Source organism: Bacillus bruguierae (genome assembly GCF_037104725.1).
Taxonomy (GTDB): domain Bacteria; phylum Bacillota; class Bacilli; order Bacillales; family Bacillaceae_G; genus Bacillus_A; species Bacillus_A bruguierae.
In genome coordinates, this window is sequence record NZ_JBAWSX010000005.1 from 168,149 (window position 1) to 192,192 (window position 24,044).

Sequence of the window (24,044 nt, forward strand, 5' to 3'; positions counted from 1 at the left end):
ATTTTAGAATTGACATGAGATTATATTAATTTTATACTGTTAGTAACACATTACTGTTAATGACAGTATAATGTTGTTAACAGTATTGATTTTAATGTTATGTTAACGAAAAAATTTTTTTACATTTAAATTAGGAGGTTGTATATTTTATGAAACATACAGGGAGACATACAGGTGCATTTCTTTTGCTGTTTTTAACAGAGGGAGATTGCTATGGAGGGAAACTTCTGCAGAAATGTGAAGAAGAGCTTCCCATCAATCCAATTGATAGTGCCATCATATATCGCACACTAAAAAAATTAGAGAAAGAAGGTGCTGTTGAGTCTTATTTGGATACAACTGACCAAGATAAGCCGATAAAGATGTACAAAATTACTACAGTTGGAAAAAGAAAATTAGAAGATTTTCAAATAGATATTGAAGAAAAAATTAAGAATTTATCATTTTTCTTAAACAAATATAAAGAATGGAAGGAGTCTGATCATGATTAATGGTGTTATCCTTTACGCTATCGCTATTATTCTTATCAGTATTTCTTTTATAAAGGATCGAAATAAAACAAAAGATGCTCTATTAAAGTCATGGAAAATGTTTCGTAATATTATACCTGACATGTTATCAATTATGCTTTTCGTTGGATTATCACTATCTATATTAACGCCATCACTCATTTCTTCAATCATTGGAGAAAAATCTGGATTGATAGGTATTGTTTATTCGACAATAATTGGCTCTGTTGCACTACTTCCAAGCTTTGTTGTATTTCCTCTCGGACATACATTAGTCCAAAATGGTGCGGGTCTTCCTCAAGTAGCTGCATTAATGTCTGCATTAATGTCAGTAGGAATCACAACTTTACCTATGGAACAAAAAATATTTGGACGAAGTTTTGCTTATTCTCGCAATGCATCTGCAGTGGTAATGTCTCTCATATTTTCATATATTATTTGGGTGGTGATGGTATGAATGAATTAAGAAAGTATCGTTTCTTTTTTATTTTACTATCTGGTCTCATTATCCTAACTCTTATAAACCAAACGGTGGGATGGAAGGCATTTCAATTAACAGGAAAAAGCATTTTAGATATGTTGCTTCTACTCCCTCCTGTCTTAGTATTCGTAGGTTTGCTTGACAAATGGGTGGAGAAAGAAACGCTAATTAGATATATGGGGGAAAAATCTGGAATTTATGGCATCTTATTTTCCCTATTATTAGGAGGAATTGCAGCTGGCCCCCTGTACGTGGCTTTTCCAATTGCGGCACTTTTATTAAAAAAAGGAGCGAGCATACGATACATTGTATTTTTTTTAGGAGTTTGGACAACTGCGAAATTACCAGTTATTGTATATGAATTTGCTTCATTTGGAGTTAAATTTACACTCATTCACATTTGTTTTGGTTTATTATTTTTCTATTTAATGGGTGTTATTTTTGAAAAATTTTATGACCATCGACAATTGTTAAAGTATGATATAACGAAAGAAGTTTAGATTTAGATCAATAAGTCTTTAAGCTCCTCAAGCCCATATTCTTTTGTAACTGTAGATTTTAAATAGCATTTGATCAAAAATACTGTGTAGGTATGTAGGAGTCTTATGTTCAACGAACAGGCAAATTGTTAAATGAAATGAAATCAAATGAAATCAAATCAAATCAATGTTCCTGCTGCACATCGCTTAATGAATGGTATTTGGAATCAGATAATGAGGAGAATGGAAAAATGGGCGTAACTATTAAAAAATTCACAGGAGAAGACTTGGATTATTCTGTCATCATCAATGATCGATTCACAGTAGATTCGGTTCTTTTTTTAACAGCAACGGAGCATTCCATCCAGTATACGGTGAAGAAAGTCCTTCCTTATGAAAAACAGTATTCAGAGGATCCAGATAATCTACTTGATCTGCAAAAATACATTAATAATCCAGATAAAGCAATATTCTTGGCGATTGAAGGAAATGATATTGTCGGCCTGGTTATAGTAAGGCGAAACTGGAATGAGTTTGCTTACATCGAAGACATCAAAGTAGATCAAAAATATCGGCGACATGGTATCGGCCGCCTACTTATGGATAAGGTCAAAGATTGGGCTCAAGATAACCGAATGGCTGGTATTATGTTAGAGACACAAAATAACAATGTAGGTGCATGTAAGTTTTATGAACGCTATGGTTTCTTTATTGGTGGCTTTGACAAATATGTCTACAAAGGCATCAATCAGCTGAGTGACGAAATAGCGATATACTGGTATTTTATATTTGAGTAGATCTCTACAATAAAGTCATTACTTTTGCAAGCACCTATTGAAGTTCTATTTTGGTTTGAAGAATAGATTAATTCTATTACGGATAAGTAAACTTTTGTAATAGACATGTTCATGAGTTTTGATTAATCTTTTTTATAAAAACTCAATTCAAATTTCTAACATGGGAATCCATTTTGATCAATCTTTTTTCAAAATGGATTCTTTTGTTTTAGCGTAAAATGAGAGTTTAAGAAGGGTGTTTGACCCAACTATCGGTTTGAAGCAATGATGCACCGTTTGTAAGAAAGTCGTACTGTTTTGAAAAGTTGAACCGTTTATCCCGCTATTCGTGGGCAGTAATACTCCCACCTCAAAATTCAGCAAAAACATTGTCCAGCTCCAATGGCTAGAATGTTCGGTGGGAGATAAACGGCCCGTAAAAGCCCGATTGGTGAGGACTGATAATCAGTGGGGGATGAAGAAAACCCTCACTGATTAAAGTTTCACTTTATAAAAAAGATGAACTGAAATAACTTATTCTAGGCAGTGGAAGGGGTTTAGGATTCTTTTTGTTTGTTGCAAAATATAAGCCTAATTAATGTTTTGATTAAACCTTCTTTTAAACTAACAATGAATTTTTTCTTGTTTTCTTTCCTCGGAAAAATTGTTTTGTTCCTAATCCCATCTATACTGATATTGGATCAAAAAAAGAGTTCCTATACTTGGAACTCTGAAGTATTCTTAAAAATTAAAAGGATGTTAAATGATTAATATTTTTAATTATTAGATATTTCTTTCGTGTGAAGTATGTAATTTTTAGCACTTTCTTCTAATTTTTCATCTGTCAAATTGTGTTCAGCACCATATACAGCAAATGTTGGTAAGAACTTCATACCAGTATAGAGGCATGTAGCTTGATAAGGCTTTAATAATTCGCTTAATGTATATTCATTTGCTTCACCTGCTTGATATTCCTTCTCTATTACGCCTGCGGAGATTGCTAAACCGAACTCTTTTCCTTGAAGCTTATCTCCTTTAGATCCGTATGCAAAACCATATGTTAAAATATCGTCAAACCATTTTTTTAATAGTGGTGGTGAGCTATACCAGTAAAATGGAAATTGAAAAATATAACGATCATGTTCTAATAAGAGATTTTGCTCATATTCAAGATCAAAGTTCCAATTTGGGTAACGTTTATATATTTCGTGTACAGTGAAGTCTTCTGGGTATTTTTTTATTTCCTCTAACCAACGTTTATTCACTCGTGATTCTTCAATATTTGGATGCGCAATGACTACAAGTGTTTTCATAAATATTTCCCCTTTCAAAAAAATAATACTACATGATATCAATAACATCTCATATTTTGATCATATTGATATTATGTAGTATATATATTAATCTTTAAAGTACGCACTTAAAAGTGCTATAGGTACTTTTAAGTTCTATAGATACTTTTAAGTGCCTATAGAAGGGGAAAGGAAGTACTTATTCATTTTTTCGCAAGCTTTAGATTTAGAACTATTGTAGCTCTAGTATAAGTTAAAAAGTCAGTGAAGAAAGTAAGGGTTCTTTTTCTGACAAGTAAAGGGGGATATTTTATGAAAAAATACAATTTTCCTATAGAGGCAACTCTTGATGTTGTAGGTGGTAAATGGAAAGTAGTATTATTATGTATTTTATTAAATGGAAAAAAGAGGACTAGTGAGATTAAACGTGCGATGCCTAGTATTACACAAAAGATGCTTACCCAACAATTAAGGGAATTAGAAGCAGATGGGATCATTAATCGTACGGTTTATAATCAAGTACCTCCTAAAGTAGAATACTCTTTAAGTGAGTATGGAAAATCTTTAACGCCTGTACTTGATTGTATGTGTGAATGGGGTAAGAATCATATACAGAAACAATTAGAAGAGACAGATAACGGTATCAAATGTAACCACTAAATAAGATTGGACACTTTACTGTTTGATAAGGTTGAGCGCTTTTTTCCAGTTCGAAGCACCTGTTTTACAAGAAGAGGCGTGCATGATAGGCTAGATAACCTGCAAATCGCGGCTTTCAGGGGAACATCTTGTATGCAGAGGCTCCATCAAGTGATTACATTTGCCTTATTCGCTGTCATAAATACCTGGACATAAGGAAATATTAAACATACTGTATACACAACATAAAATGAGGGATAGTGTGAAAAGAAAACTATTGATTAGCATGTTTCTGTTTATCATTTTATATACATATACTTATGCTTATATGACAAGAGAAAAAGAACACCCCTTGACACAAGTTAAAAAACTTTCTGGAAAGGGGTGTATCATATTAAATTACCACCGAATTCGTCCCGGTAATGCCATCATCAAATATCTTGCGAAAGTAAGTGGAAACTCAGAATTAACAACGTATTCTGTTTTTAAAGATGATTTTATGAAGCAAATTGCATTTTTACAAAAACATCAATTTCAATTTATCACACCAAAAGAATTATATGATTACATAGATCAACAAAAAAAAATGCCTCCCAAATGTGCGATGATTACATTTGATGACATTGATCAGAGCGTTTATCGTTATGCGTATCCCTTTTTAAAAAAACAACAAATCCCTTTTACACTTTTCATTATTACAGGAGAAGTAGGAAATCCAAATTTTAATGGATTAACCATGATTAACTGGGATCAAATTTTTGAAATGACAAGATCAAATCTAGTAACAGTGGGGACACATACTCATCAGTTACATTACATTGAAAAAGATGAGAAACCACCTTTTTTAAAAAGTGAAAATATATCTAAATTTATTACAGATTCCAAACGAGCAAAACAAGTTTTTTATGATCATTTCGGGTATGAACCTAAATATTTTGCATATCCATATGGATATGGGACACCACAGACCGATAACATATTATTATCTGAGCAATATGATTTACTATTCACTCTATCACCAGGAATCGTTAATCAACATAGTATCCCTTTTTTTATTCAAAGAGTATTAATTGATGATGTTTCTTGGAAAGCGATACAAAATTGGGTCCATACAACTTCATGAAACATGCAGTATATGTTAGGCATCCAATGGGTATTCTATTTCTATATATGTTTCCGTTTGGAAATATATATTCTCTTCTTTCGTCAAATTAAAAAAACGAGATGTCATATATGCATGTTGTTCCATATTCCAAACCTGTCTTTTTGTTTTTGATTGAAAATTATAAGACCTATACGTATTCCACAGAAATATGAAAAAAAATGAGAGAATACCCCATGCTAAAATAATAAACATCATTATTCGAATATGTGATGGGTTTGTATTCAATAAAAATAATAGGAATTCAGTATACTCCATATTCCATTTGAGACAAATCATGATAATAAAAATACCAAACATTATAATATACAACCATAAAAAGAAGGATATGCTATATTGTAAAAATTTCATTTTCGTTAAATTCAAATCATATACAATTATTTCGTTTGTTGTAGACCTCTGTCTGGACTTTCCCATACTGCAAATTTTCCTTTCTGCTTTGTTAAAACTTTCATAATAGCCATTAAAATCACAAAAACATTAATATACCAATAACATATGGGATACCAAGCAGCCCATAAATATTCTCTTATTAAATTCACATCATATTTTTTATCTATCATGATCGCAATGAAAAATTGAAACACGCATATCATCGATAATATCCCTGATGATACTGTAAATAATTTCAAAAAATCAAATGTAAAAGAAATATTTATGAAAAGAGTGACACTCATGAGAAACCATACGATTGACCATACAATACTTACAAGTTGTTCTATATAAATGATATATAAACTTTTATATTTCCAATTTAAAAAGATATCCCTATGTTTGATTAAAACTTCTAAACCGCCTTGTGCCCATCGAACTCTTTGTTTCCACAATCCATATAGGGTTTCAGGAACTAACATCCAACAAATAGCGCGGGGTTCATATTTAATTTGCCAACCTTTCTTCTGTAATTTCCATGTCACCGCAATATCTTCCGTTAAAATATCTCGATCCCATAATTGACAATCTAATAATGCTTGTTTTCGAAAAGCAACAACGACACCCGAAACTGTCATTATACTTCCATATATACTTTGTGTTCTTTTAATCATGCCTACTATACTTGAAAATTCGGATATTTGAATTTTGCTTAATAAGTTATTCCGATTTCTAACTCTTGGATTTCCAGTTACTGCACCTATATTGTCTCCTTGATTAGCAGTTGAAAAATGTGGAATCATATATTGTAACGCATGTACATCTAATATCGCATCTGCGTCTATACAAACTAAAAAATCTCCTTTAGAAGCTAATAATCCGGCATGTAATGCATTGGCTTTTCCAAAATTTTTTTTCACATTGATACATCGCAAGTTCGGATATTTATCAATGAGTTGTTTCACAATAGAAACGGTTTGATCTGTACTTCCATCATTTATCACAATAACTTCATAATGGGGATATTTTTGTTGCATTACATGATCTATCGTTTCTCGAATTGTATGTTCTTCATTGTAACAAGGTATTAAAATTGAAACAAACGGTGTTTCATCTCGAGATAGTATTTGCTTAGATTCTATACAAATATAAAATATAATAGCACCCATCATCCAAATAATAGACATACAAATTGGATACCATATTACAAATTCAGATAGAAAAGACATCATATTATATACACCTCTACAGGTTTATTTCCAGAGAAATGTTATTTTCTCCTATACTAGCATAAATGATTTTCTAACTAATCACTATTGTTAAATAATACTAATTCCCGAACTACTTCTGCTCCTTTTCTTCCTTTTTCTACCACTAACTTTACTGCATATAGTTTAAACTCGTTATCGTATGTTTTTGCCATTATGGACATCTCGTTCTTTTTAGTAAGTTTATTATGCTAAAAACCCCAGTTTGTCGTGTCCACTTTTTAGACTAGCATTATATATCTACATCCCTAATGAATTCATTCAATAGAATGTTTAAACCTCATGCAATAAGCACAGAATAATTGAGAAGTTATTTATGACTATCATGAAGGGGTGTTAAATTTGCATACAAAACGTTGTTCGCATAAAAATTGCCAATGTTTTATTGTACCTAACTATATTTTGGAGAATTTAGCTCAAAACGAAGTAGAAGCCGCACGAATCAGTTTAGCAAAAAGTCATCACATTCGAAAACGCAGAATCTTGAAGGAATATGATATTAATGGTGTTGTTGCTTTAACTGATGCAGGAGCAGGACCACGAGGTGAATCTGCTCGCCATGTATACGATTGTAAAGGAGGGACAGAACTTCGGGTTAATGAGGTTAGGAAAGAAGGAGACCGATCAGGTGGAGATACTGTGGTTAACCATGCGTATGATTATGCTGGAATTGTGCGTGACTATTTCAAGAATGTGTTCCACCGTAATTCTATTGACGACAACGGTTTGGATCTCATTCTGAACGTTCACTATGGGCATAATTTCCAAAATGCCTATTGGGACGGTGATGAAATGGTGTTTGGTGATGGCGATGGAATTATTTTTACCAGTTTTGCAAATTCACTCGATGTCATTGGGCACGAACTTACACATGGTATTACTCAGTTCACTAACGGGTTAGAGTATGAAGGCCAGTCTGGAGCTTTGAATGAACATATTTCGGATGTATTTGGTATTGCAATTAAACAAGCGTATTTAAAGCAAACAGCACAAGATGCAGACTGGCTAATTGGTGCTGATATAATGGGGCCAACACTAAAAGGACAAGCCCTTCGTTCAATGAAAGCACCTGGTACTGCATTTGACAACAAACTAATGGGTAAGGATATGCAACCTGATCATATGAAAAACTATTATCAAGGAGATCGTGATCACCACGGTGTCCATATTAATAGTGGCATACCAAATAAGGTGTTTTATCTTGTATCCATGGAAATTGGAACAGATAAAGCAGCCTTGATATGGTATACTGCAATTCAAAGCTTATTTGCAACTGCAAATTTCAATCAATTTGTACAAATTGTTATCAAAGCAGCACAAAAACTTGTTGATAGTGGAGAAGTTCCTAAAACAGCAGCCAAATCTGTAGAATCTGCTTTTAAAACTGTTGGACTACCTTATTAATGGGGTTCTTTATCATGAATTGGAGGCTCAATAATTAACATGTACATCCAATTTAGCTGTATAGGAGGAATTGCTAACTTTGACCTAACCTTTCAGGCAGATACGGGTGAATTACCAAAGGAAAAAGCTGAAAAATTACTAGATTTAATTAAGCAATCTAATCTTTTCAACCTCAGATTAAGTGAAGGGGAGATTGCTACTATCCAAGGAGCGGATGCTTTTTCTTACGAGCTTAGGATAGAAGATGGTGAAAAGGAAAAGTCCTTCTCATTTACGGATGTAACAGCTCCACAGGAAGTGCGCCCTTTATTAGATTACTTACGTAATCTCGCTGTTGCAGAAAAAATGGGAGAATAACAAAAATAAATAATATTTAACGAAATTATCCGAAAGAATTCTCCTTCCTCAAGTGTGTGAAGGACGGTAGCCCAAGGGTAGGTGGGAGATGAATTTCGGTTTGGTGTTAGCCAAAAACTTTTGATAAACTAGACATATGAAGTTCTTTGATAACTTGATATATAAGGTTGCAGGAAGAAAACAGAGTGCGAAAACCAAGCCATTCGGTTCCTGCGTAAAATATCAACCGTAAAAAAGAACGTTCAAGCGTTGGATATCTAGGGGTGGAATAACCCGAAGTAACGCTCAGGGAGACGAAAGGTTGCTTTCGTCGTGGAACTGAGAAGCTCCCACTTCAAAATTCGTTAGAATTTAAGTGGCGGGTAGTTCACAGTGCTAGTGTATTCTAAAGCGATGACCTTGCTCCATTATATTATTTGAGTACTTTTGTTGTCTAAAAAAGCATACCTCCAGGTATATAGCTATCAAGTTTAGAGAAATGAGTCCGATGCGGAGGCATCGGACTCATTTTTTGTTTTGGGGTTTAATCTGTTTTCTTAAGTTGATGGGTATGGGTTATAATACCATTTCGGGAAAATTGTACGTTTAAGCGCAATTTGGACACAAATTAACTCTTCTATTGTACGCTAAGAGATATTTGTACAGAAATCTCTACTTATAAATAAAGGATAAAACTTAACAAATTCAACATTTTCTAACTATATTCACGTTTATAAAGTGTGTAAATAGTTTAATGTTCAATTAATCGTTGGTTTTTATCTTTCTGAACATGGATATATCCTTTGAAAATACTGTCACGTTAAGGCTTTGCATTCCTTAGCGTGCAATTCAGCTATGGAATGAGTATATATGAATTGAGGTACAACGGTGGAATAGTTCAGTGATCATAGCTTTACATACGGACACTAAAACTGCTTTTTTATTCCTTATAAAGGTGGCAATATATAGTAATACTAATAGTAACATTAGTGATACTATGTGACATAAATGTGCCTTCTTACATAATTTGATTTTGCAATCTATAATTTAAAGAGAAGCACAATTTTTATTAAGCGGAGGAAATGAATATGAAAGCAGTTGGTTTATTGGAATATTTGCCTATCGAAAATGAGAACAGTCTAATCGATATTGAATTACCACGTCCGACACCGAAGGGAAAAGATTTACTTGTGAAAATCTATGCTATTTCGGTTAATCCTGTTGATGTAAAAGTTCGAGCACCAAAAGATAAGAAAGAAGAAGCGTACAAAATACTCGGATGGGATGCTAGCGGCGTTGTTGTAGAAGTTGGAGAAGAGTGTACTTTGTTTCAACCAGGTGATGAAGTTTTCTATGCAGGAAGTATTATTAGACCAGGTACATATAGTGAGTATCATCTAGTGAATGAGAGAATTGTTGGAGCGAAACCGAAAAATTTGACTCATGCACAATCAGCTGCTATTCCTTTAACTGCGATTACAGCGTGGGAAGGCTTGTTTGAACGTTTAGCAATTGACATTAATAATAAGGAAAAGAATAAACAGAAAAATATTTTAATCATCGGCGGTGCAGGTGGTGTAGGTTCTATTGCTATCCAATTGGCAAAATGGGCTGGTCTTAACGTTATTACAACTGCCTCTCGAAAGGAAACGAGAGAATGGGTGGAAAGTTTTGGCGCCGATTATGTTATCAATCACCATGAATCATTTAAAGAACAATTATCGCAAATTGAAATAGATGAAGTTGATTATATTTTCTGCTTAAATAATACAGATCAACATTGGAACAGCATGGCGGAAGTAATCAAACCACAAGGAAAGATTTGTTCTATTGTAGAAAATGAGAAACCGTTAGAGTTAGGGTTATTAAAAAGTAAAAGTGCTACATTTGTTTGGGAATTCATGTTTACAAAATCTATGTACCAGACTGAAGATATGATTAACCAGCACCTTTTGTTAAATCAAGTTAGTGAGTTGTTGGATCAAAAAGTGCTTAAGACGACTTTAAACAAGACGTTATCGCCAATTCATGCGGCTAATATTAGAAAAGCGCATGCGATGATTGAAACAGGAAGTACGATTGGAAAGATCGTATTAGAAACATTTTAAAAGTATATAAGTAGATACTGACGAGAGTGATGTATGAAAAATGGGGCTGCATGTACTACAGCTCCATTTTTATATGTTTGAAAAATATCTCCAAATAAACAGTTGGTTCTCTTTTAATTTTTTAAACTCCCGCATATATATTATTTTAACTTCTATCCGAAATTCATCTCCCACTTCTAAACGTGGAGGGTAGTTCACAGAAAGTTCTTGTAAGTAACGTTTAATCGTTGCAAATGAGTAAGTTTCTTTATTTTTTTATGGAAAGGAAAGTGATGGGAATCGTATGTATATTTTGATCGGGAGTGGAGTTTTAATTGTAGTTCTTATTTTTTTATTAGCAGAAAAAATTGCTCCAAACTCAGCTATGATGGTAAGTTTTCAAGGAAAACAACTGAAAAAGTTTCTTTTAGGATTTACAGTTATTGGTGTTCTTTGTACTGCTTTGGGTATATATCATAAAATGACATATAAACTTCCCTATATTGATATTACGGTAAAAAATGAGAAATATACTGTCTTTGGAAATATTGGAGAGTTAGGATATTATTCTGATGAATTGATTAGAAAAGGAAAAGAAACGCACATGCATATAACACTTTGGGAAGAGATTCGCTTAGCGGATGTTCAAATGGTTATCACTTATCCATCTGGAAAAGTGGAAGTTTGGGAGCCGCAAATGTCTTTGCTTACGGATACAATGAAACAAAACGTGAATAAGCAGTTTAAAATTAAAGAAATTTATGAGATGTCTTCTTACACGTTTAAAGAATCGGGAAATGTAAAAGTAACCTTAAAAAATGGAGCGGATACAATTGGGAGCATGTTAGTGAAAGTGCAAGAATGATTTTTGAAGTGTGTACATTTTGCTTTTTATACAAAAGGATTCACTAGACTTTTTGTCGAATTTACAGGAAATAGGTGAATTTATAGGATTACTAATAAAGTGTAGATAAGAAAGAAGGGATTCGTAGTGAATTATGTAGTTATAAAAAGTCATAGGACGAATTATCCGAATCCTATTAGCTTAGTTCAGGGACAGTCATTTATTATTGGGGGAAAATATAAAGGGCCGGAGCATTGGGATAATTGGTACTTTTGTACAACAGTAGATAAAAACAGTTCAGGTTGGGTTCCAGCGCAACTTATCCAATGGAAAGGAACAGAAGGTATTGCGAAGGAAGATTATACTGCAAAAGAGTTGAATGTTGATGAAGGTGAACATCTAGTAGGGTTAAAAGAACTTAACGGTTGGATTTGGTGTCAAAGAGTTCTAACTCTAGAAGAAGGATGGATACCAAAAGAAAATGTGAAGCTTACCATATAAATATATTTTAATTTTCCGACATATAGGTCGCTGCTATGTAGAATACAGCATGACCTGCACTTGCTTGCTCCCTTTGTTTTAAACCTCGCATGTGGAAGGAAAAGGCCCTGACCGCTTCTATGCACGACCAGATGCTCTCGTCCTCTCCTAAAAAGAAAGGGGTTTTTCTGTCTGTATTTATATAGTAGGAAAGTATATAACTTCAAATAATCGCAAAAATTTTGATAGAAGGGGAAAATGTATGATTAAAGCTATTATTTTCGATTTAGATGGAACGCTATTAGACAGAGATCATTCTCTTAAACTCTTTATTAGAGACCAATATAAAAGGTATATCAATGAATTTAAGCATATACCCGAAGAGCAATATGTAACTAGGTTCATTGAATTAGATAATAAGGGTTATGTTTGGAAGGATAAAGTATATGAGCAATTGCTTAGAGAATATGCTATTTCCAATTTAACTTGGGGGCAATTATTAGAGGATTATATAAACAACTTTCAACATCACTGTACACCTTTTCCTCATATGGAATACGTTTTACAAGAGCTTAAAAATAGCGGACTATTATTAGGTATGATTACAAATGGATTTACCGAATTTCAATTACTGAATATTCGTGCTCTTGGGATTGAGAAGTATATGGATACTATATTAGTGTCCGAACAAGAGGGGATAAAAAAGCCAGAAGCTGAAATCTTCTTAAGAGCTTTAGAAAGATTAGGTGTTAGTCCTGAAGAAAGTGTATACATAGGCGATCATCCAGAGAATGATGTAATAGGAGCCAGGAATGTGGGGATGCATGCAATATGGAAGAAGGATACATTTTGGGGACAGCCTTTTACGGATGAACATGTTATTGAGGATTTAGAAGAATTGTTGAATGTAGTGAATATAGTTCAAAAAGTTTAAGGGCAGAAGAGGTTGCTAAATTCATTCAGGAAAAGTTTCAGTTATAAATTAGTATTGCTAATGTACTACATACAAGGGGTGTTTTATGTTGTATATAAGAGAGGCGACAGAAAGTGATGCAGCGGAAATTTTATGTATTCGAAAGAGCATTATTTCTCAAAATGAGTTTTTTATTCCTACAAACGAAGAATTTCATGTTGATGTTGAAACGCAGAGAGAGAAAACAATTACAAATAGTCAGCAGGGCGGTGTAACATTTGTTGCAGAAGACGGTGAACGGATTGTTGGGTTTTTAGTGTTTACAAGAAACTCAATGAAGCGCTTAAATCATACTGGCTTATTTGGAATGGGGATTTTAGAAGACTATCGTAATCAAGGTGTAGGAACAAAATTGCTTTTACAATTAATAGACTGGTCAAAAACACAAGAAGGCATAGAAAAAATTTGTTTAGGTGTTTTCTCAACAAACGAAAGAGCGATAAAAGTATATGAAAAAATCGGTTTTAAAGAAGAAGGAAGAGAGAAACGGCAAATTAAATTTGAGGATGGACGATATGCAGATAATGTTCTGATGGCATTGCATATACAGCAATAACTCAAAGATATAATTTTGAAATATATGATTTTATGTATTATTTACAATTCAGACAGCTATGATTCTAAAGTTTGTTGTTTCATTAAAAAATATTTCAGACTGAGCATCTTTAATCTAATTAGATTTCTTTATTCTTATTTGTTTAGTTTAATGAAATAAATGAGTAGACGAGATAGTAGGAATAATTATAAATGGAGAGTGACTATTTTGATTCAAAGAAGATTGCTCGAAATAGAACAAATGGTAATCGGAGAAGGTTTACAGACGGAGTATCATAGTCATCTTATTGCAGGTGTTTCTATTAATTCAAAAGTGATAAGCCCTGGCAATTTATTTATCCCAATTGTTAGGTTAAAGAACGGTCATGATTATGTGGAAGAGGCTATACAGCAAGGTGCTGTTGCTTCTCTGTGGGAGAAATCTCAGCCAAACCCACCTAAAGGTATTCCATTAATTTTTGTAGATGATACGTTGATAGCTTTGCAACACTTAGCACGTTCTTACAGAAATCAACTGTCTGTCAATGTAATTGGTGTTACAGGAAGTAACGGAAAGACAACAACAAAAGATTTAATTAACTCTGTACTCAGCACAACTTACAAGGTTCATAAAACAAAAGGAAATTTGAATAGTCAAATTGGTTTACCGTTAACAATCCTAGAGATTGAAGAGGATTGTGAAATAACAGTATTAGAAATGGGGATGAGTGAACACGGGCAAATTCAACGTTTATCAGAAATTGCTGAACCAAATGTAGCTGTCATCACAATGATTGGGCAATCGCACATATTAACATTGGGTTCAAGGGAAGCAATAGCAGATGCAAAGCTAGAAATAGTGACGAACTTAAAGGAACAAAGTTTACTTATTTACAATGGGGATGAACCTCTTTTAAATAAAAAAGTTCAAACATTGCCTAACGCTAATCAAATTAAATGTATCAAATTTGGTGAATCTTCTTTAAATGATGTATATCCTGTGTCCATTAAGGAACATTCAGAAGGGATAGATTTTACATTAAACGATGAATCAATTTATTTTATACCTCTTCATGGAAAACATAATGTTTACAACGCTATAATTGCTATAAAAATTGGTCAACACTTCAATTTAAATCAACAGAGAATGAAGCAAGGATTAAAACAAGTAGAAATAACAGAAATGCGATTTGAAATGTTAAAAGCAAAATCAGGAATTACGATTATTAATGATGCCTGGAATGCTAGTCCTTCTTCCGTTAAAGCAGCAATCGAAACATTTGAACAACTCGTAGGATACAAACAGAAAATTATTGTATTGGGTGACATGTTGGAGTTAGGGCAAGAAGAAGAAAAGTATCACCGGAACATTGGTCAAATATTAAATCCAAATACAATAGATTACATTTTCACAATTGGAGAACGTGCCAAAATGATTGCACAAGAAGCGAAACTTAAATATAAAAAAGGTAAAGTGAAAGCATTTCTTACAAAAGACGAAGTTATTATAGAAATTCTGTCTGTATGTAATCCAGGTGATGTAGTCTTGGTAAAAGGTTCGAGAGGAATGGCATTAGAAGAAGTAGTCCAAAAATTAATATAACCATACAAGGTAATCATTTAACTCCACTGGCACAAGTTAGGAGAACAAAAAGTGTTTTCACATAAGGAAACACTTTTTCAGTCTACAACAATTTTTTAATAGTTTAATATTGAATATAAAATTACAAGAAAATGAAGGGGAGCTATTTTGGATCAAAATAAACGAGCACAAACAGAAAATGGGTTATCAATTATACAGAAAATGAAAAAATGGGCTAGGAATTTAAAGAAACAACTTTTTGTGCTGTATTTGGCATATCGAGATGAAAGGGTCCCTTGGTATGCTAAGTTGTTTACGATGCTTGTAGTTGCCTATGCTTTTAGTCCTATCTCTTGTTCCTTTAGGTGTTTACTTGGCGTTAAAGCTTATCCCTGAAGAAGTATTAGAAGATTGTAAAAGGGAAATAGAAAAGAAATTGCTTATGAATAAACCTAAGAATTGGATAACAGCATTTCTTATCATCTGCATTTGGCTAATTGCTTTTATATGGATTGGAAAATTTGTTTTATCATATATGGGTCTTTAACGGGTTATGTTCACTTTAAAAATGGTGGGAATTAAAAATACCATTTAATGTATAATTCCGTGTATGAAAGATGCCATTCATTAATGTGTATGACATTGTTTTAGAAATAAGTATTCGTATGTACTGAAAAGCGGTATTTGATTGAGCTGAACTAGAAAACATCTATTTTCTCTTATTGTGAGGGGTGTATGTAATCTTAATTTTTTCTATTATATACTTTCTTTTCTATAGAGAATATTTCCATCTTTCTCCGTATAAGCTAAAATAAAGTAAAACTTTCATTTTTGAGAATCTAGGAGACAAAGATAAAACATAAGGAATGGTGTATATGTGGAGGAAAATAGCAATTGTTGTTGTGTTATTAGGTTTAGCTGGTTATGCAATATATGAGCAGTTTGGGAAAGAGAAAGTAGAAGTAGCAGATAATCAAAAGCAAAGTACAGAGGATGAAAAAGAAGTAATTGCGCAAAATGGCATTGAAATTGGAAAAATAGCACCTGATTTTGAATTGTCCAAGCTCGATGGTACTAAGGTAAAGCTTTCTGATTTAAAGGGTAAGAAGGTTATTGTGAACTTTTGGGCAACATGGTGCGGTCCATGTCAGCAAGAAATGCCAGATATGCAGGAGTTTTATAGTAAATATCAGAAGGATGTAGAAATATTAGCGGTAAATTATACAGTGTCAGAGGGAACTGAAGGGAAAGAGAAGGTTCGAAAATTTGCAGAAGCGAAAGGGATTACCTTCCCGGTTCTTCTTGATACAGATATAAAGGTAACAACTACTTATAAAGTTATTACAATTCCAACGTCATATTTTGTTGATACAAAAGGTGTTATCCAGGATAAATTTATTGGACCGATGACGGTGAAGGAATTGGAGAAAAGAGTTGCGAATTTAAAGTAAAAGATGAGAGTAGGAATGGGATGTGTACCATTCCTATTTTCTATTTAAAAGCTATATATAAGGGAGTTAAAAAATGACATAAAAGCTCCTTTCTTTTTAGATGGGCGAGAGCATCTGGCCGTGTATAGAAGCGGTCAGGGCCTTTTTCTACCACATGCAAGGTTTAAAACAAAAGGAGTAAGTCAGTAGCGGTCATATTGTATTCTGCATAGCAGCGACTTAGATGGAGAAAAATATATAATTGAGTTTCTTATATTAAGTTATAATATAAATAAAAAGCTGAGGAGAAGGTTATGGAAACATTTACAGGAGATTATGTTGTAATTGATTTTGAAACAACTGGGTTCAATCCTTATCAAGATAGCATTATTCAAATGGCTGCGATTCGATATCGAAATCATATATGTACAGATCAATTTGTTTCGTATGTGAACCCAGAGAAAATGATTCCAAGTCGCATTACGATGTTGACGGGGATTCGAAATTTTGATGTCGTAAATGCGCCGACAATTGATATTGTATTACCAGAGTTCGTTTCATTTCTTAGAGAAGACACAATTATTGCTCATAATGCTTCTTTTGATATGAGATTTTTAAAGAGTAATATGGAACGATTAAGACTTGGTACACCGAAAAATGTCGTGATTGATACACTTAGTTTAGCAAAACGATATATAAAACATACGCCGAACCATAAATTGGAAACTCTCAAACGATTGTTACAAATTGAGGTAGCCTCTCATAATGCATTAGATGATTGTTTCACTTGTGCAGCCGTATATCAAAAGTGTGTAGAGATAAAGGTTGGAGAAGAAAAAAAGAAAGGTATAACAAAGGAAGAAGAAAGAGCATATGAGATTGTAAAAGAAATATTGGAAAAGCATAATAAAGATACAACAGCCATTCGTTCCGCCAGTGTCGGGAATTATTTGGACATTAAAACAATGTATTCATTTGCAAGAATTAAGCTAAAGGGCAGAAAAAAATATGTATTAACAAATAAAGGACAAGATGAAATAGTAGCATTGTATCCGAACGTTATATGTGAAGCTGCTACGAAAGGTGAATGGGGTCTTACAAGAATGATGATTGATGGACCTGAAGATATAGTTGCTTTTGAAGGTGTGATTCTTGAAGCGTATGAGGAAGTAAATCAAATATTGCAGCATTCTTAAAGTGAAGTTAGTTGAATTGTATGTCCGGAAAATAAAATTTTCTTACAAGTCTGATTAGAGTGTTTTTTTGCTGTTCATACTAGTAATACGAAAGAGAGGGTGAACAGTATGAGAAGAACTCGGCGAAAATCGTTTGAAGAGCTTGTGAAAGAAAATAAACGGCAACTACTTAGTGATCGGGATGCGATTGAACGGATTGAAGAAAAATTAGAAAAACGATATGAAATACGTATTTTTAAACAGGCTGAATAATTCTTGCAACTAGAATGATACTAGTTGTAAGGAGGCGATATGATGGGTAATCCAAAGAAAAAACCACAAGATTTTGCACCAAATCAGATTGGGATGCAATCAAGAACAGCAGGCGGTAATAAAGGAAAACAAATGCAAGATAAATCAGGGAAACAACCGATTGTTGATAACGGTTAGAAAGAGGGAGAATGGAATCATTCTCCCCCTTTTTTGCATACATAATTAAAGGATTTTTTTACAAACTAATGTTGTATGTATTTTCAATAAAGGAGGAAGACAGGATGCCAGAACAATATAAAACAAGTCCAAACCCAGATGATCGCAGTGATAACGTTGAGAAATTGCAAGAGGCGGTATATAACACAATTGAAAATATGAATGAAGCAAGGGAAGCTGCGGAATTTTCAAATGAGAAAGACCGCGAGGCAATTGAAGCGAAAAATGAGCGCCGTATGGAAAGTATCGAAGGAATGCGAAAAGAGATTAAAGAGGAAGCTGCATATCGCAATCAGTAAGAGAAGGCTGACAATTGTCAGCCTTTTTTTGTAATAGAAAAGTTTTCAGTAAGGAGACGCCAATTTTGTGGGAAAGGTAAGCCGATTTTCCAATAACTGATACCTCGAATTCCTTGTTCCTTTATTAAATTAAACTTACTTTGAACAGACCTAGCATCTTCAAACCATACTTCATGTTTTACTCCATTTGCATCGTAATAATTGAAATGAGGAGCTTGAGAAGTGAAATCGTATTGAATTGGGACATTGTGTTTTCGGGCAAGCGCAACGGCAGCAATAGAACTAACTGCTTTTGCAGGAGGATTTCCTGGTTTAAACGGAACAATCCAATCAAATCCGTATAAGTTTTGCCCCATCATAATTTTCCGCGGCGGCATTTGTGATTTTGCATATTGAATAACTTGTTTTACAGGACCAATTGGAGATACTGCAAGAGGCGGTCCACCTTGCCATCCCCAGTCGTATGTCATAATGACAATGAAATCGACAATTTCACCTTGTGCTTTATAATCATGAGCTGCAGCTGGACCTTTTTGAGTTGAACTTGTTTTTGGGACGACAGTTGTACTAAGTGTATATCCTTTTGGTAGACGTGTTTTTACTTTGCGTAAAAATTGATTATATGCTTCGCGGTCTGCCGGTGCAAAGTTCTCAAAATCGAAGTGGACATCACGCATTCCGTATTTTTGAGCGGTTTGTAAAATGTTTGTAATAAACGTATTTTGAATGGTTTCATTGCGTAAAATAATGCTTGCTAATTCAGAGCTAAAACTCCCATTTTCAAGATTTGTAATAACAAGCATTGGAATCGTCTGCCCTTGTTTTGCAATTGAGACGATTTCAGATGTTTGGGTAGGTTCTTTCAGTGTTCCATCACGTTTTGCTTCAAAGCTAAAGTAGGCCAAATAGGTTAAATATGAATTGATCGCTTTGGTGGAAGCAATTAAGCTTTCTTTAATTGGAATTGTAGATGGTTGTAAATAGGCAATGGATTCAATAATTTTTTTTGTTCCTTTTGGTACATATAGTTGCTGTCCGACTTGGAGTGGAGATTTTAATGATAAATGATTCACTTTTGCTAAACTGGCAAGAGGTACGTTGTAAGTTAAGGCAATTTTATATAAGCTATCCCCAGGTTGTACAAAGTAGGTATTTCCTTGTGTATTCACGATTAATGCTTGCCCCACGACGAGTGTTTCAGCTGGGTTTAACCCATTATCTTTCACAATTGTTTCAGCTGTTGTTCCGTACTGCTTAGCTAATTTATACACGTTATCTCCGCTTTTTACAGTTATGATTTGTAGCATATGCTCACTCCTTTAAGGAAAAAAAGATCCGCTGCTTCTATTTTATTTTCAGATTCTCTGTATTATGATTAAAGGTGTAGAAAGAAACGCAAGCGAGAAGGAGTTAAAATGATGTTTATAGCAGAACAGGAGATTGACATCCGTTATGCAGAGACAGATCAAATGGGTGTCGTGTACCACGCAAATTATTTAGTATGGTTAGAACTTGGCCGTACGAAATTAATTCAAGATTTAGGATTTTCGTATGTTGAAATGGAGAATGATGGGGTTGTATCTCCTGTACTTGATTTGCAAATTACATACCGAAAAGCAATGCGTTACGGAGAAAAGGCTATTGTGAAAACATGGGTGGAGTCTGTGAGCCCACTACGTGTTGTATATGGCTATGAAATTTATAATGGAAACGGTGAGCGTTGTATTACAGCGTTTACAACAAATATTTGTGCCAAAAAAGAGGGCTTTCGTCCGGTGTCATTTAAAAAATTGTACCCAGAATGGTATGAGGCATACGAAAAAATTAAAAAGCAATAAAAAACGTGGCGTAGGCCACGTTTTTTATTTTACATAATGAAATTGCGGGAACTCGTCATCAGCGTTAAATGTAACAGACAAGTCATGCCCATCAAAGAACCATTCATCATCGCCTTCAATAAAGAAAGTAATACCATCTCCTTGAAATTGTACAACAGGAGTAGCTGGATCATCTTTACGAATTCCTAATGAAAGACCTTTTTGAACAGTACTACATCCACCATATTGTACGAAAAAGCGAAGAGTATCGCCTGTTTGTAAACCAAGCTCGTTTTTATACCAGTTTAGTGCTTCTTTTGATACTGAAATGTTCATTTAGTATTCCTCCAACATAATCGCTTTTTCTTTTAGTATAAAAAATAACGCAAAAAGACGCCATTTATATGCTTTGCGTTTCCTTTTTGCGTTATGTGGGTCACAATCTTATTTTTGTTTTTTTGTTAATTTTGCTTTTGGTTCTGTTTTATTTATAATTCGTCCAATATTTGCACGGTGTCTATAAATAACCATACCAGCTAATAAACACATGGCAACAATGAAGATTTTATCCCCGTTTATAATTGATGCAATAACAGCGGCGATAGCTGTTATCATAGAAGAAAGTGAAACGTATCTCGTTGTAAATAGTAGGGTGAAAAAGATCACAGCTAATATTAAAAAGGTAAGTGGTGCGTAGCATAATAGTACACCAGCAGAAGTAGCAACTGCTTTTCCGCCGCGGAACTTCGCGAAGATTGGGTATACATGCCCTAGTACCGCAGCTAATCCAAACCATAAGGGATGGATATTTAATCCGAAAATGATCGGTAGCGCTGTAGCCAATGTCCCCTTTAAAATATCAGCAATTGTAACAATAAAACCTGCTTTTTTCCCTAGCGTACGAAATGTATTCGTTCCTCCTAAATTTCCGCTGCCGTGTTCCCGAATATCGATTCCATAACCAATTTTTCCAACAACAAGTGCAGATGGAATCGAGCCAAGTAAATAGGCAACGATAAATAAAAGATATGTAAGCATAAGTTCAGTCTCCTTTATTCAAATGTGTTGATAAAGGGTAAAAAGAGTTTTTCCCGTATATTGTACCACACATTTGTAAAGATCACATTTATTTTTTGTAAGATGAAATTTCGATTTGGAAATATGAGAAAAAAGATTCAATAGATCTTAAAAAAACTTTCACAAGAATGTTACATTTATCACAGATTTACTCTTACTATATGTTGTATCATTTTGATGGTAAATGAACTAGATGTTGTTGGGGGTTAAGGAATGAATCAAGAAATGAAAAAAAACAGTGAATATGATGAGAATCTAAAGGGGATTTTTGCGAAAATTGTTCATGCAAATGAACAAGATTTAATGCAAGAAAATGCGAATGTTGATGGTCGATCTCCAATGGGAATGATGGGGAAATTTGCTTCTGAGAGTGCAAGATATTATGCGATAGAACAATTACTTTCTGAGCCAGTGAAACAAGCAATTGATCAAAATATTTTATATCCACATGATTTAGACTTTTATGCAACAGGTACGACAACTTGTTCGCAAATACCGTTAGCGCAGATGCTTCAAAACGGGTTTCATACAGGTCACGGGCATATGCGACAGCCGCAAGATATTAAAAGTGCATTGGCGCTTTCTTCTATTATTTTTCAAGCAAATCAAAATATGCAGCATGGCGGACAATCATTTGCGCTGTTCGATGTGGATTTGGCGCCATATGTGAGAAAAACGTTTGAACGGAATAAAAAACGTTTAGCAACATATCCGTTAACAGCTGAGCAAATAGAAGAGTTTGCGTGGAAAGAAACAGAAAATGATACGTATCAAGCATGTGAGGCGTTTATTCATAATTCGAATAGCATGCATAGCAGAGGCGGGGGGCAAGTTCCGTTTATTTCAATTAATTACGGAACAGATACATCAAAAGAAGGAAGATTACTAATTAAACAATTATTACGAGCGACTCAAGCTGGATTAGGAAAAGGAGAAACACCAATTTTTCCGATTCAAATCTTCAAGTTGAAAAAGGGAGTAAATTTTGAAGAGAAAGATCCAAATTATGATTTGTTTGAATTAGCAATAGAAACGACAGCGAAACGATTATTCCCTAATTTCTCATTTTTAGATGCACCATTTAATGCGGCGTATTATGATGGGCGTCCTGAAAGTGAAGTGTGTTATATGGGTTGTCGTACGCGTGTAATGTCTAATATTCATGGGGAAGAAACTGCGATTGGAAGAGGGAATTTATCGTTTACCTCTATTAACTTAGTGAAATTAGCATGTATTAGTGGATCAAAAGAAGCGTTTTTTGAAGCTTTAAATTATTATCTTGATCTAGGTATTGATCAATTGTTAGAAAGACTTTCCTATCAAGCAACGAAAAAAGCAAGAGATTTTCAATTTTTATATTCTCAAGGAGTATGGCGCGGCGGTGAAAAACTGCAACCTGAGGATGCTGTTGCTGAAATTTTAAAACAAGGTACATTAAGTATAGGTTTTATTGGCCTTGCGGAATGTTTAGTTGCTTTAACAGGAAAACATCATGGAGAAGACGTAGAATCATGGAAGCTTGGTTATGAAATTATCGAATATATGAGAAAGAAAATGGATCAAGCAACAGAGGAACATCAATTGAATTTCTCATTAATTGCAACTCCGGCAGAAGGATTATCTGGGAAATTTGTCAAAAAAGATCGAGCTGAATTTGGAACAGTTACAGGTGTAACAGATCATAATTATTATACAAATTCATTCCATATTCCTGTTTATTATCCTATTCAAGCAATTGATAAAATTCGTTTAGAAGGACCGTTTCACGCGCTTTGTAATGGTGGTCATATTACGTATATTGAATTGGACGGAGCGGCTATTCATAATCAAAAAGCATTACAGCAAATTGTGAAGGCAATGGCCCAGTATGGCGTAGGATATGGATCTATTAATCACCCGGTTGATCGCTGTAAATGTTGCGGTTATCACGGGATAATTAGTAATGAATGTCCAAGCTGTGGGAATGAAAATGAACATGATTTTGAAAGAATTCGCCGCATCACAGGATACCTTGTAGGAGATATGTCAAAGTGGAACAGTGCGAAGCGTAGTGAAGAAAAGGAACGGGTGAAACATTCATGAGAGTAATGAACATCATTCATGATAGTGTGGTAGATGGAGAAGGATTGCGGACAGTCGTATTTTTTGCAGGCTGTCCGCATCGTTGTTTTGGCTGTCATAATCCACAGTCTTGGAATATTGGTAATGGAACTGAGATGACAAAAGAGGAAATAATAAAAGAGATTGAAAAAAATCCCCTTACAGATGTAACATTTTCAGGTGGGGATCCCTTTTTTCAAGCCAGTGAAATAAAAGAGTTAGCAAAAAACGTGAAAGATTTACAAAAAAATTTATGGATTTACACAGGTTATACGTTTGAAGAGATACAGAATTCACAAAATAATGATATGATAGAGTTGTTGCACTATGCTGATGTGCTAGTAGATGGAAGATTTGAGCTAGAGATGCGAGATCTCACCCTGCCGTTTCGTGGGAGCTCGAATCAACGTATTATTCGATTGAAAGAGTAAAAGGACGG

General features: G+C 34.1%; 28 protein-coding genes and 1 pseudogene. 23 read left to right on the forward strand and 6 right to left on the reverse strand.

Annotated elements, in window-relative coordinates:
* The first annotated feature begins 149 nt into the window (after nt 1-149).
* From WAZ07_RS11170 to WAZ07_RS11185, 4 genes are all read left to right on the forward strand, one after another.
* Complete coding sequence (locus WAZ07_RS11170; RefSeq protein ID WP_242221317.1) at nt 150-491, forward strand: PadR family transcriptional regulator; 342 nt, start codon at nt 150-152, stop codon at nt 489-491.
* Nucleotides 484-966 (forward strand): hypothetical protein, encoded by a 483-nt coding sequence (locus WAZ07_RS11175; RefSeq protein WP_336472499.1) that lies wholly within the window; start codon nt 484-486, stop codon nt 964-966. The genes WAZ07_RS11170 and WAZ07_RS11175 overlap by 8 nt, the downstream gene beginning before the upstream one ends.
* A complete protein-coding gene (locus WAZ07_RS11180) occupies nt 963-1,490 on the forward strand; it encodes a permease (protein ID WP_139207598.1) in 528 nt (175 codons plus the stop codon). Before WAZ07_RS11175 ends, WAZ07_RS11180 begins: the two co-directional genes overlap by 4 nt.
* Nucleotides 1,491-1,720: 230 nt before the next feature.
* The gene (locus tag WAZ07_RS11185; protein WP_336472500.1) at nt 1,721-2,266 is read left to right on the forward strand and encodes a GNAT family N-acetyltransferase; all 546 of its coding nucleotides are present in this window, start codon (nt 1,721-1,723) and stop codon (nt 2,264-2,266) included.
* Nucleotides 2,267-3,021: 755 nt separating this feature from the next.
* Here WAZ07_RS11185 and WAZ07_RS11190 read toward each other — a convergent pair.
* Nucleotides 3,022-3,558 (reverse strand): NAD(P)H-dependent oxidoreductase, encoded by a 537-nt coding sequence (locus WAZ07_RS11190; RefSeq protein WP_336472501.1) that lies wholly within the window; start codon nt 3,556-3,558, stop codon nt 3,022-3,024.
* Between the two features lie 291 nt (nt 3,559-3,849).
* On the opposite strand from WAZ07_RS11190, the gene WAZ07_RS11195 reads away from it, so the two are divergent.
* Together WAZ07_RS11195 and WAZ07_RS11200 are read left to right on the forward strand one after the other, a co-directional pair.
* Entirely contained in the window at nt 3,850-4,197 is a 348-nt protein-coding gene (locus WAZ07_RS11195) for a winged helix-turn-helix transcriptional regulator (RefSeq protein WP_090913307.1), read from the forward strand.
* Between the two features lie 241 nt (nt 4,198-4,438).
* The gene (locus WAZ07_RS11200) at nt 4,439-5,299 is read left to right on the forward strand and encodes a polysaccharide deacetylase family protein (protein WP_336472502.1); all 861 of its coding nucleotides are present in this window, start codon (nt 4,439-4,441) and stop codon (nt 5,297-5,299) included.
* Between the two features lie 416 nt (nt 5,300-5,715).
* Here WAZ07_RS11200 and pgaC read toward each other — a convergent pair whose 3' ends face one another.
* On the reverse strand, nt 5,716-6,942 hold the full coding sequence (gene pgaC / locus WAZ07_RS11205) for a poly-beta-1,6-N-acetyl-D-glucosamine synthase (RefSeq protein ID WP_336472503.1): 1,227 nt from the start codon (nt 6,940-6,942) through the stop codon (nt 5,716-5,718).
* Nucleotides 6,943-7,034: 92 nt separating this feature from the next.
* A pseudogene (locus tag WAZ07_RS26230) lies at nt 7,035-7,133 on the reverse strand (transposase); the annotation flags it as partial.
* A 187-nt stretch (nt 7,134-7,320) separates the two neighbouring features.
* Here WAZ07_RS26230 and WAZ07_RS11210 point away from each other — a divergent pair.
* The 14 genes from WAZ07_RS11210 (at nt 7,321) to tlp (ending at nt 18,611) form a co-directional block, all read left to right on the forward strand.
* On the forward strand, nt 7,321-8,382 hold the full coding sequence (locus WAZ07_RS11210; RefSeq protein ID WP_090913315.1) for a M4 family metallopeptidase: 1,062 nt from the start codon (nt 7,321-7,323) through the stop codon (nt 8,380-8,382).
* A gap of 39 nt (nt 8,383-8,421) precedes the next feature.
* Entirely contained in the window at nt 8,422-8,739 is a 318-nt protein-coding gene (locus tag WAZ07_RS11215) for a protealysin inhibitor emfourin (RefSeq protein ID WP_336472504.1), read from the forward strand.
* 1,067 nt (nt 8,740-9,806) lie between these two features.
* Nucleotides 9,807-10,826 carry a zinc-binding alcohol dehydrogenase family protein gene (locus WAZ07_RS11220; protein ID WP_336472505.1) on the forward strand — a complete coding sequence of 340 codons (1,020 nt, stop codon included), beginning with the start codon at nt 9,807-9,809 and terminating at the stop codon, nt 10,824-10,826.
* Between the two features lie 283 nt (nt 10,827-11,109).
* Nucleotides 11,110-11,670, forward strand: a complete 561-nt coding sequence (locus WAZ07_RS11225; protein ID WP_336472506.1) for a hypothetical protein — start codon at nt 11,110-11,112, stop codon at nt 11,668-11,670.
* A 126-nt stretch (nt 11,671-11,796) separates the two neighbouring features.
* Nucleotides 11,797-12,150 (forward strand): SH3 domain-containing protein, encoded by a 354-nt coding sequence (locus WAZ07_RS11230; protein WP_336472507.1) that lies wholly within the window; start codon nt 11,797-11,799, stop codon nt 12,148-12,150.
* Between the two features lie 241 nt (nt 12,151-12,391).
* A complete protein-coding gene (locus WAZ07_RS11235; RefSeq protein WP_336472508.1) occupies nt 12,392-13,063 on the forward strand; it encodes an HAD family hydrolase in 672 nt (223 codons plus the stop codon).
* An 85-nt stretch (nt 13,064-13,148) separates the two neighbouring features.
* Nucleotides 13,149-13,658, forward strand: coding sequence for a GNAT family N-acetyltransferase (locus tag WAZ07_RS11240; RefSeq protein ID WP_336472509.1), 510 nt, complete (start codon nt 13,149-13,151; stop codon nt 13,656-13,658).
* A 207-nt stretch (nt 13,659-13,865) separates the two neighbouring features.
* Nucleotides 13,866-15,239, forward strand: coding sequence for a UDP-N-acetylmuramoyl-tripeptide--D-alanyl-D-alanine ligase (locus WAZ07_RS11245; protein ID WP_336472510.1), 1,374 nt, complete (start codon nt 13,866-13,868; stop codon nt 15,237-15,239).
* Nucleotides 15,240-15,386: 147 nt separating this feature from the next.
* Nucleotides 15,387-15,614, forward strand: coding sequence for a YkvA family protein (locus WAZ07_RS11250; RefSeq protein WP_336472511.1), 228 nt, complete (start codon nt 15,387-15,389; stop codon nt 15,612-15,614).
* A gap of 479 nt (nt 15,615-16,093) precedes the next feature.
* Nucleotides 16,094-16,669, forward strand: coding sequence for a TlpA family protein disulfide reductase (locus tag WAZ07_RS11255; protein ID WP_336472512.1), 576 nt, complete (start codon nt 16,094-16,096; stop codon nt 16,667-16,669).
* 293 nt (nt 16,670-16,962) lie between these two features.
* Nucleotides 16,963-17,844, forward strand: coding sequence for a 3'-5' exonuclease (locus tag WAZ07_RS11260; RefSeq protein ID WP_336472513.1), 882 nt, complete (start codon nt 16,963-16,965; stop codon nt 17,842-17,844).
* A 108-nt stretch (nt 17,845-17,952) separates the two neighbouring features.
* Nucleotides 17,953-18,096: an FbpB family small basic protein gene (locus WAZ07_RS11265; RefSeq protein ID WP_336472514.1), complete on the forward strand. Its 144-nt coding sequence runs from the start codon at nt 17,953-17,955 to the stop codon at nt 18,094-18,096.
* 42 nt (nt 18,097-18,138) lie between these two features.
* On the forward strand, nt 18,139-18,273 hold the full coding sequence (locus tag WAZ07_RS11270; RefSeq protein WP_020061953.1) for an acid-soluble spore protein N: 135 nt from the start codon (nt 18,139-18,141) through the stop codon (nt 18,271-18,273).
* Between the two features lie 104 nt (nt 18,274-18,377).
* The gene (gene tlp / locus WAZ07_RS11275; RefSeq protein WP_336472515.1) at nt 18,378-18,611 is read left to right on the forward strand and encodes a small acid-soluble spore protein Tlp; all 234 of its coding nucleotides are present in this window, start codon (nt 18,378-18,380) and stop codon (nt 18,609-18,611) included.
* A gap of 17 nt (nt 18,612-18,628) precedes the next feature.
* Here tlp and WAZ07_RS11280 read toward each other — a convergent pair whose 3' ends face one another.
* On the reverse strand, nt 18,629-19,918 hold the full coding sequence (locus WAZ07_RS11280) for a LysM peptidoglycan-binding domain-containing protein (RefSeq protein ID WP_336472516.1): 1,290 nt from the start codon (nt 19,916-19,918) through the stop codon (nt 18,629-18,631).
* A gap of 111 nt (nt 19,919-20,029) precedes the next feature.
* Between WAZ07_RS11280 and WAZ07_RS11285 the strand changes: the two genes are divergently transcribed.
* On the forward strand, nt 20,030-20,449 hold the full coding sequence (locus WAZ07_RS11285) for an acyl-CoA thioesterase (RefSeq protein WP_336472591.1): 420 nt from the start codon (nt 20,030-20,032) through the stop codon (nt 20,447-20,449).
* 24 nt (nt 20,450-20,473) lie between these two features.
* Here the strand turns inward: WAZ07_RS11285 and WAZ07_RS11290 are convergent, their stop codons facing one another.
* Together WAZ07_RS11290 and plsY are read right to left on the reverse strand one after the other, a co-directional pair.
* The gene (locus WAZ07_RS11290; protein WP_336472517.1) at nt 20,474-20,764 is read right to left on the reverse strand and encodes a HesB/YadR/YfhF family protein; all 291 of its coding nucleotides are present in this window, start codon (nt 20,762-20,764) and stop codon (nt 20,474-20,476) included.
* A 108-nt stretch (nt 20,765-20,872) separates the two neighbouring features.
* The gene (plsY, locus tag WAZ07_RS11295; protein ID WP_336472518.1) at nt 20,873-21,466 is read right to left on the reverse strand and encodes a glycerol-3-phosphate 1-O-acyltransferase PlsY; all 594 of its coding nucleotides are present in this window, start codon (nt 21,464-21,466) and stop codon (nt 20,873-20,875) included.
* Between the two features lie 264 nt (nt 21,467-21,730).
* Here plsY and WAZ07_RS11300 point away from each other — a divergent pair, with 264 nt between their 5' ends.
* Together WAZ07_RS11300 and nrdG are read left to right on the forward strand one after the other, a co-directional pair.
* On the forward strand, nt 21,731-23,587 hold the full coding sequence (locus WAZ07_RS11300; protein WP_336472592.1) for an anaerobic ribonucleoside triphosphate reductase: 1,857 nt from the start codon (nt 21,731-21,733) through the stop codon (nt 23,585-23,587).
* Nucleotides 23,584-24,036, forward strand: coding sequence for an anaerobic ribonucleoside-triphosphate reductase activating protein (gene nrdG / locus WAZ07_RS11305; RefSeq protein ID WP_090913349.1), 453 nt, complete (start codon nt 23,584-23,586; stop codon nt 24,034-24,036). Before WAZ07_RS11300 ends, nrdG begins: the two co-directional genes overlap by 4 nt.
* Nucleotides 24,037-24,044 lie beyond the last annotated feature (8 nt).

Coding starts and splice junctions, on each gene's coding strand:
- WAZ07_RS11255 (WP_336472512.1), top strand. CDS start 16,094: ATGTGGAGGAAAATAGCAATTGTTGTTGTGTTATTAGGTTTAGCTGGT.
- WAZ07_RS11220 (WP_336472505.1), top strand. CDS start 9,807: ATGAAAGCAGTTGGTTTATTGGAATATTTGCCTATCGAAAATGAGAAC.
- WAZ07_RS11290 (WP_336472517.1), bottom strand. CDS start 20,764: ATGAACATTTCAGTATCAAAAGAAGCACTAAACTGGTATAAAAACGAG.
- WAZ07_RS11280 (WP_336472516.1), bottom strand. CDS start 19,918: ATGCTACAAATCATAACTGTAAAAAGCGGAGATAACGTGTATAAATTA.
- WAZ07_RS11265 (WP_336472514.1), top strand. CDS start 17,953: ATGAGAAGAACTCGGCGAAAATCGTTTGAAGAGCTTGTGAAAGAAAAT.
- plsY (WP_336472518.1), bottom strand. CDS start 21,466: ATGCTTACATATCTTTTATTTATCGTTGCCTATTTACTTGGCTCGATT.
- WAZ07_RS11185 (WP_336472500.1), top strand. CDS start 1,721: ATGGGCGTAACTATTAAAAAATTCACAGGAGAAGACTTGGATTATTCT.
- WAZ07_RS11300 (WP_336472592.1), top strand. CDS start 21,731: ATGAAAAAAAACAGTGAATATGATGAGAATCTAAAGGGGATTTTTGCG.
- WAZ07_RS11180 (WP_139207598.1), top strand. CDS start 963: ATGAATGAATTAAGAAAGTATCGTTTCTTTTTTATTTTACTATCTGGT.
- WAZ07_RS11175 (WP_336472499.1), top strand. CDS start 484: ATGATTAATGGTGTTATCCTTTACGCTATCGCTATTATTCTTATCAGT.
- nrdG (WP_090913349.1), top strand. CDS start 23,584: ATGAGAGTAATGAACATCATTCATGATAGTGTGGTAGATGGAGAAGGA.
- WAZ07_RS11240 (WP_336472509.1), top strand. CDS start 13,149: ATGTTGTATATAAGAGAGGCGACAGAAAGTGATGCAGCGGAAATTTTA.
- WAZ07_RS11285 (WP_336472591.1), top strand. CDS start 20,030: ATGTTTATAGCAGAACAGGAGATTGACATCCGTTATGCAGAGACAGAT.
- pgaC (WP_336472503.1), bottom strand. CDS start 6,942: ATGATGTCTTTTCTATCTGAATTTGTAATATGGTATCCAATTTGTATG.
- WAZ07_RS11235 (WP_336472508.1), top strand. CDS start 12,392: ATGATTAAAGCTATTATTTTCGATTTAGATGGAACGCTATTAGACAGA.
- WAZ07_RS11260 (WP_336472513.1), top strand. CDS start 16,963: ATGGAAACATTTACAGGAGATTATGTTGTAATTGATTTTGAAACAACT.
- WAZ07_RS11190 (WP_336472501.1), bottom strand. CDS start 3,558: ATGAAAACACTTGTAGTCATTGCGCATCCAAATATTGAAGAATCACGA.
- WAZ07_RS11170 (WP_242221317.1), top strand. CDS start 150: ATGAAACATACAGGGAGACATACAGGTGCATTTCTTTTGCTGTTTTTA.
- WAZ07_RS11195 (WP_090913307.1), top strand. CDS start 3,850: ATGAAAAAATACAATTTTCCTATAGAGGCAACTCTTGATGTTGTAGGT.
- WAZ07_RS11215 (WP_336472504.1), top strand. CDS start 8,422: ATGTACATCCAATTTAGCTGTATAGGAGGAATTGCTAACTTTGACCTA.
- WAZ07_RS11225 (WP_336472506.1), top strand. CDS start 11,110: ATGTATATTTTGATCGGGAGTGGAGTTTTAATTGTAGTTCTTATTTTT.
- tlp (WP_336472515.1), top strand. CDS start 18,378: ATGCCAGAACAATATAAAACAAGTCCAAACCCAGATGATCGCAGTGAT.
- WAZ07_RS11270 (WP_020061953.1), top strand. CDS start 18,139: ATGGGTAATCCAAAGAAAAAACCACAAGATTTTGCACCAAATCAGATT.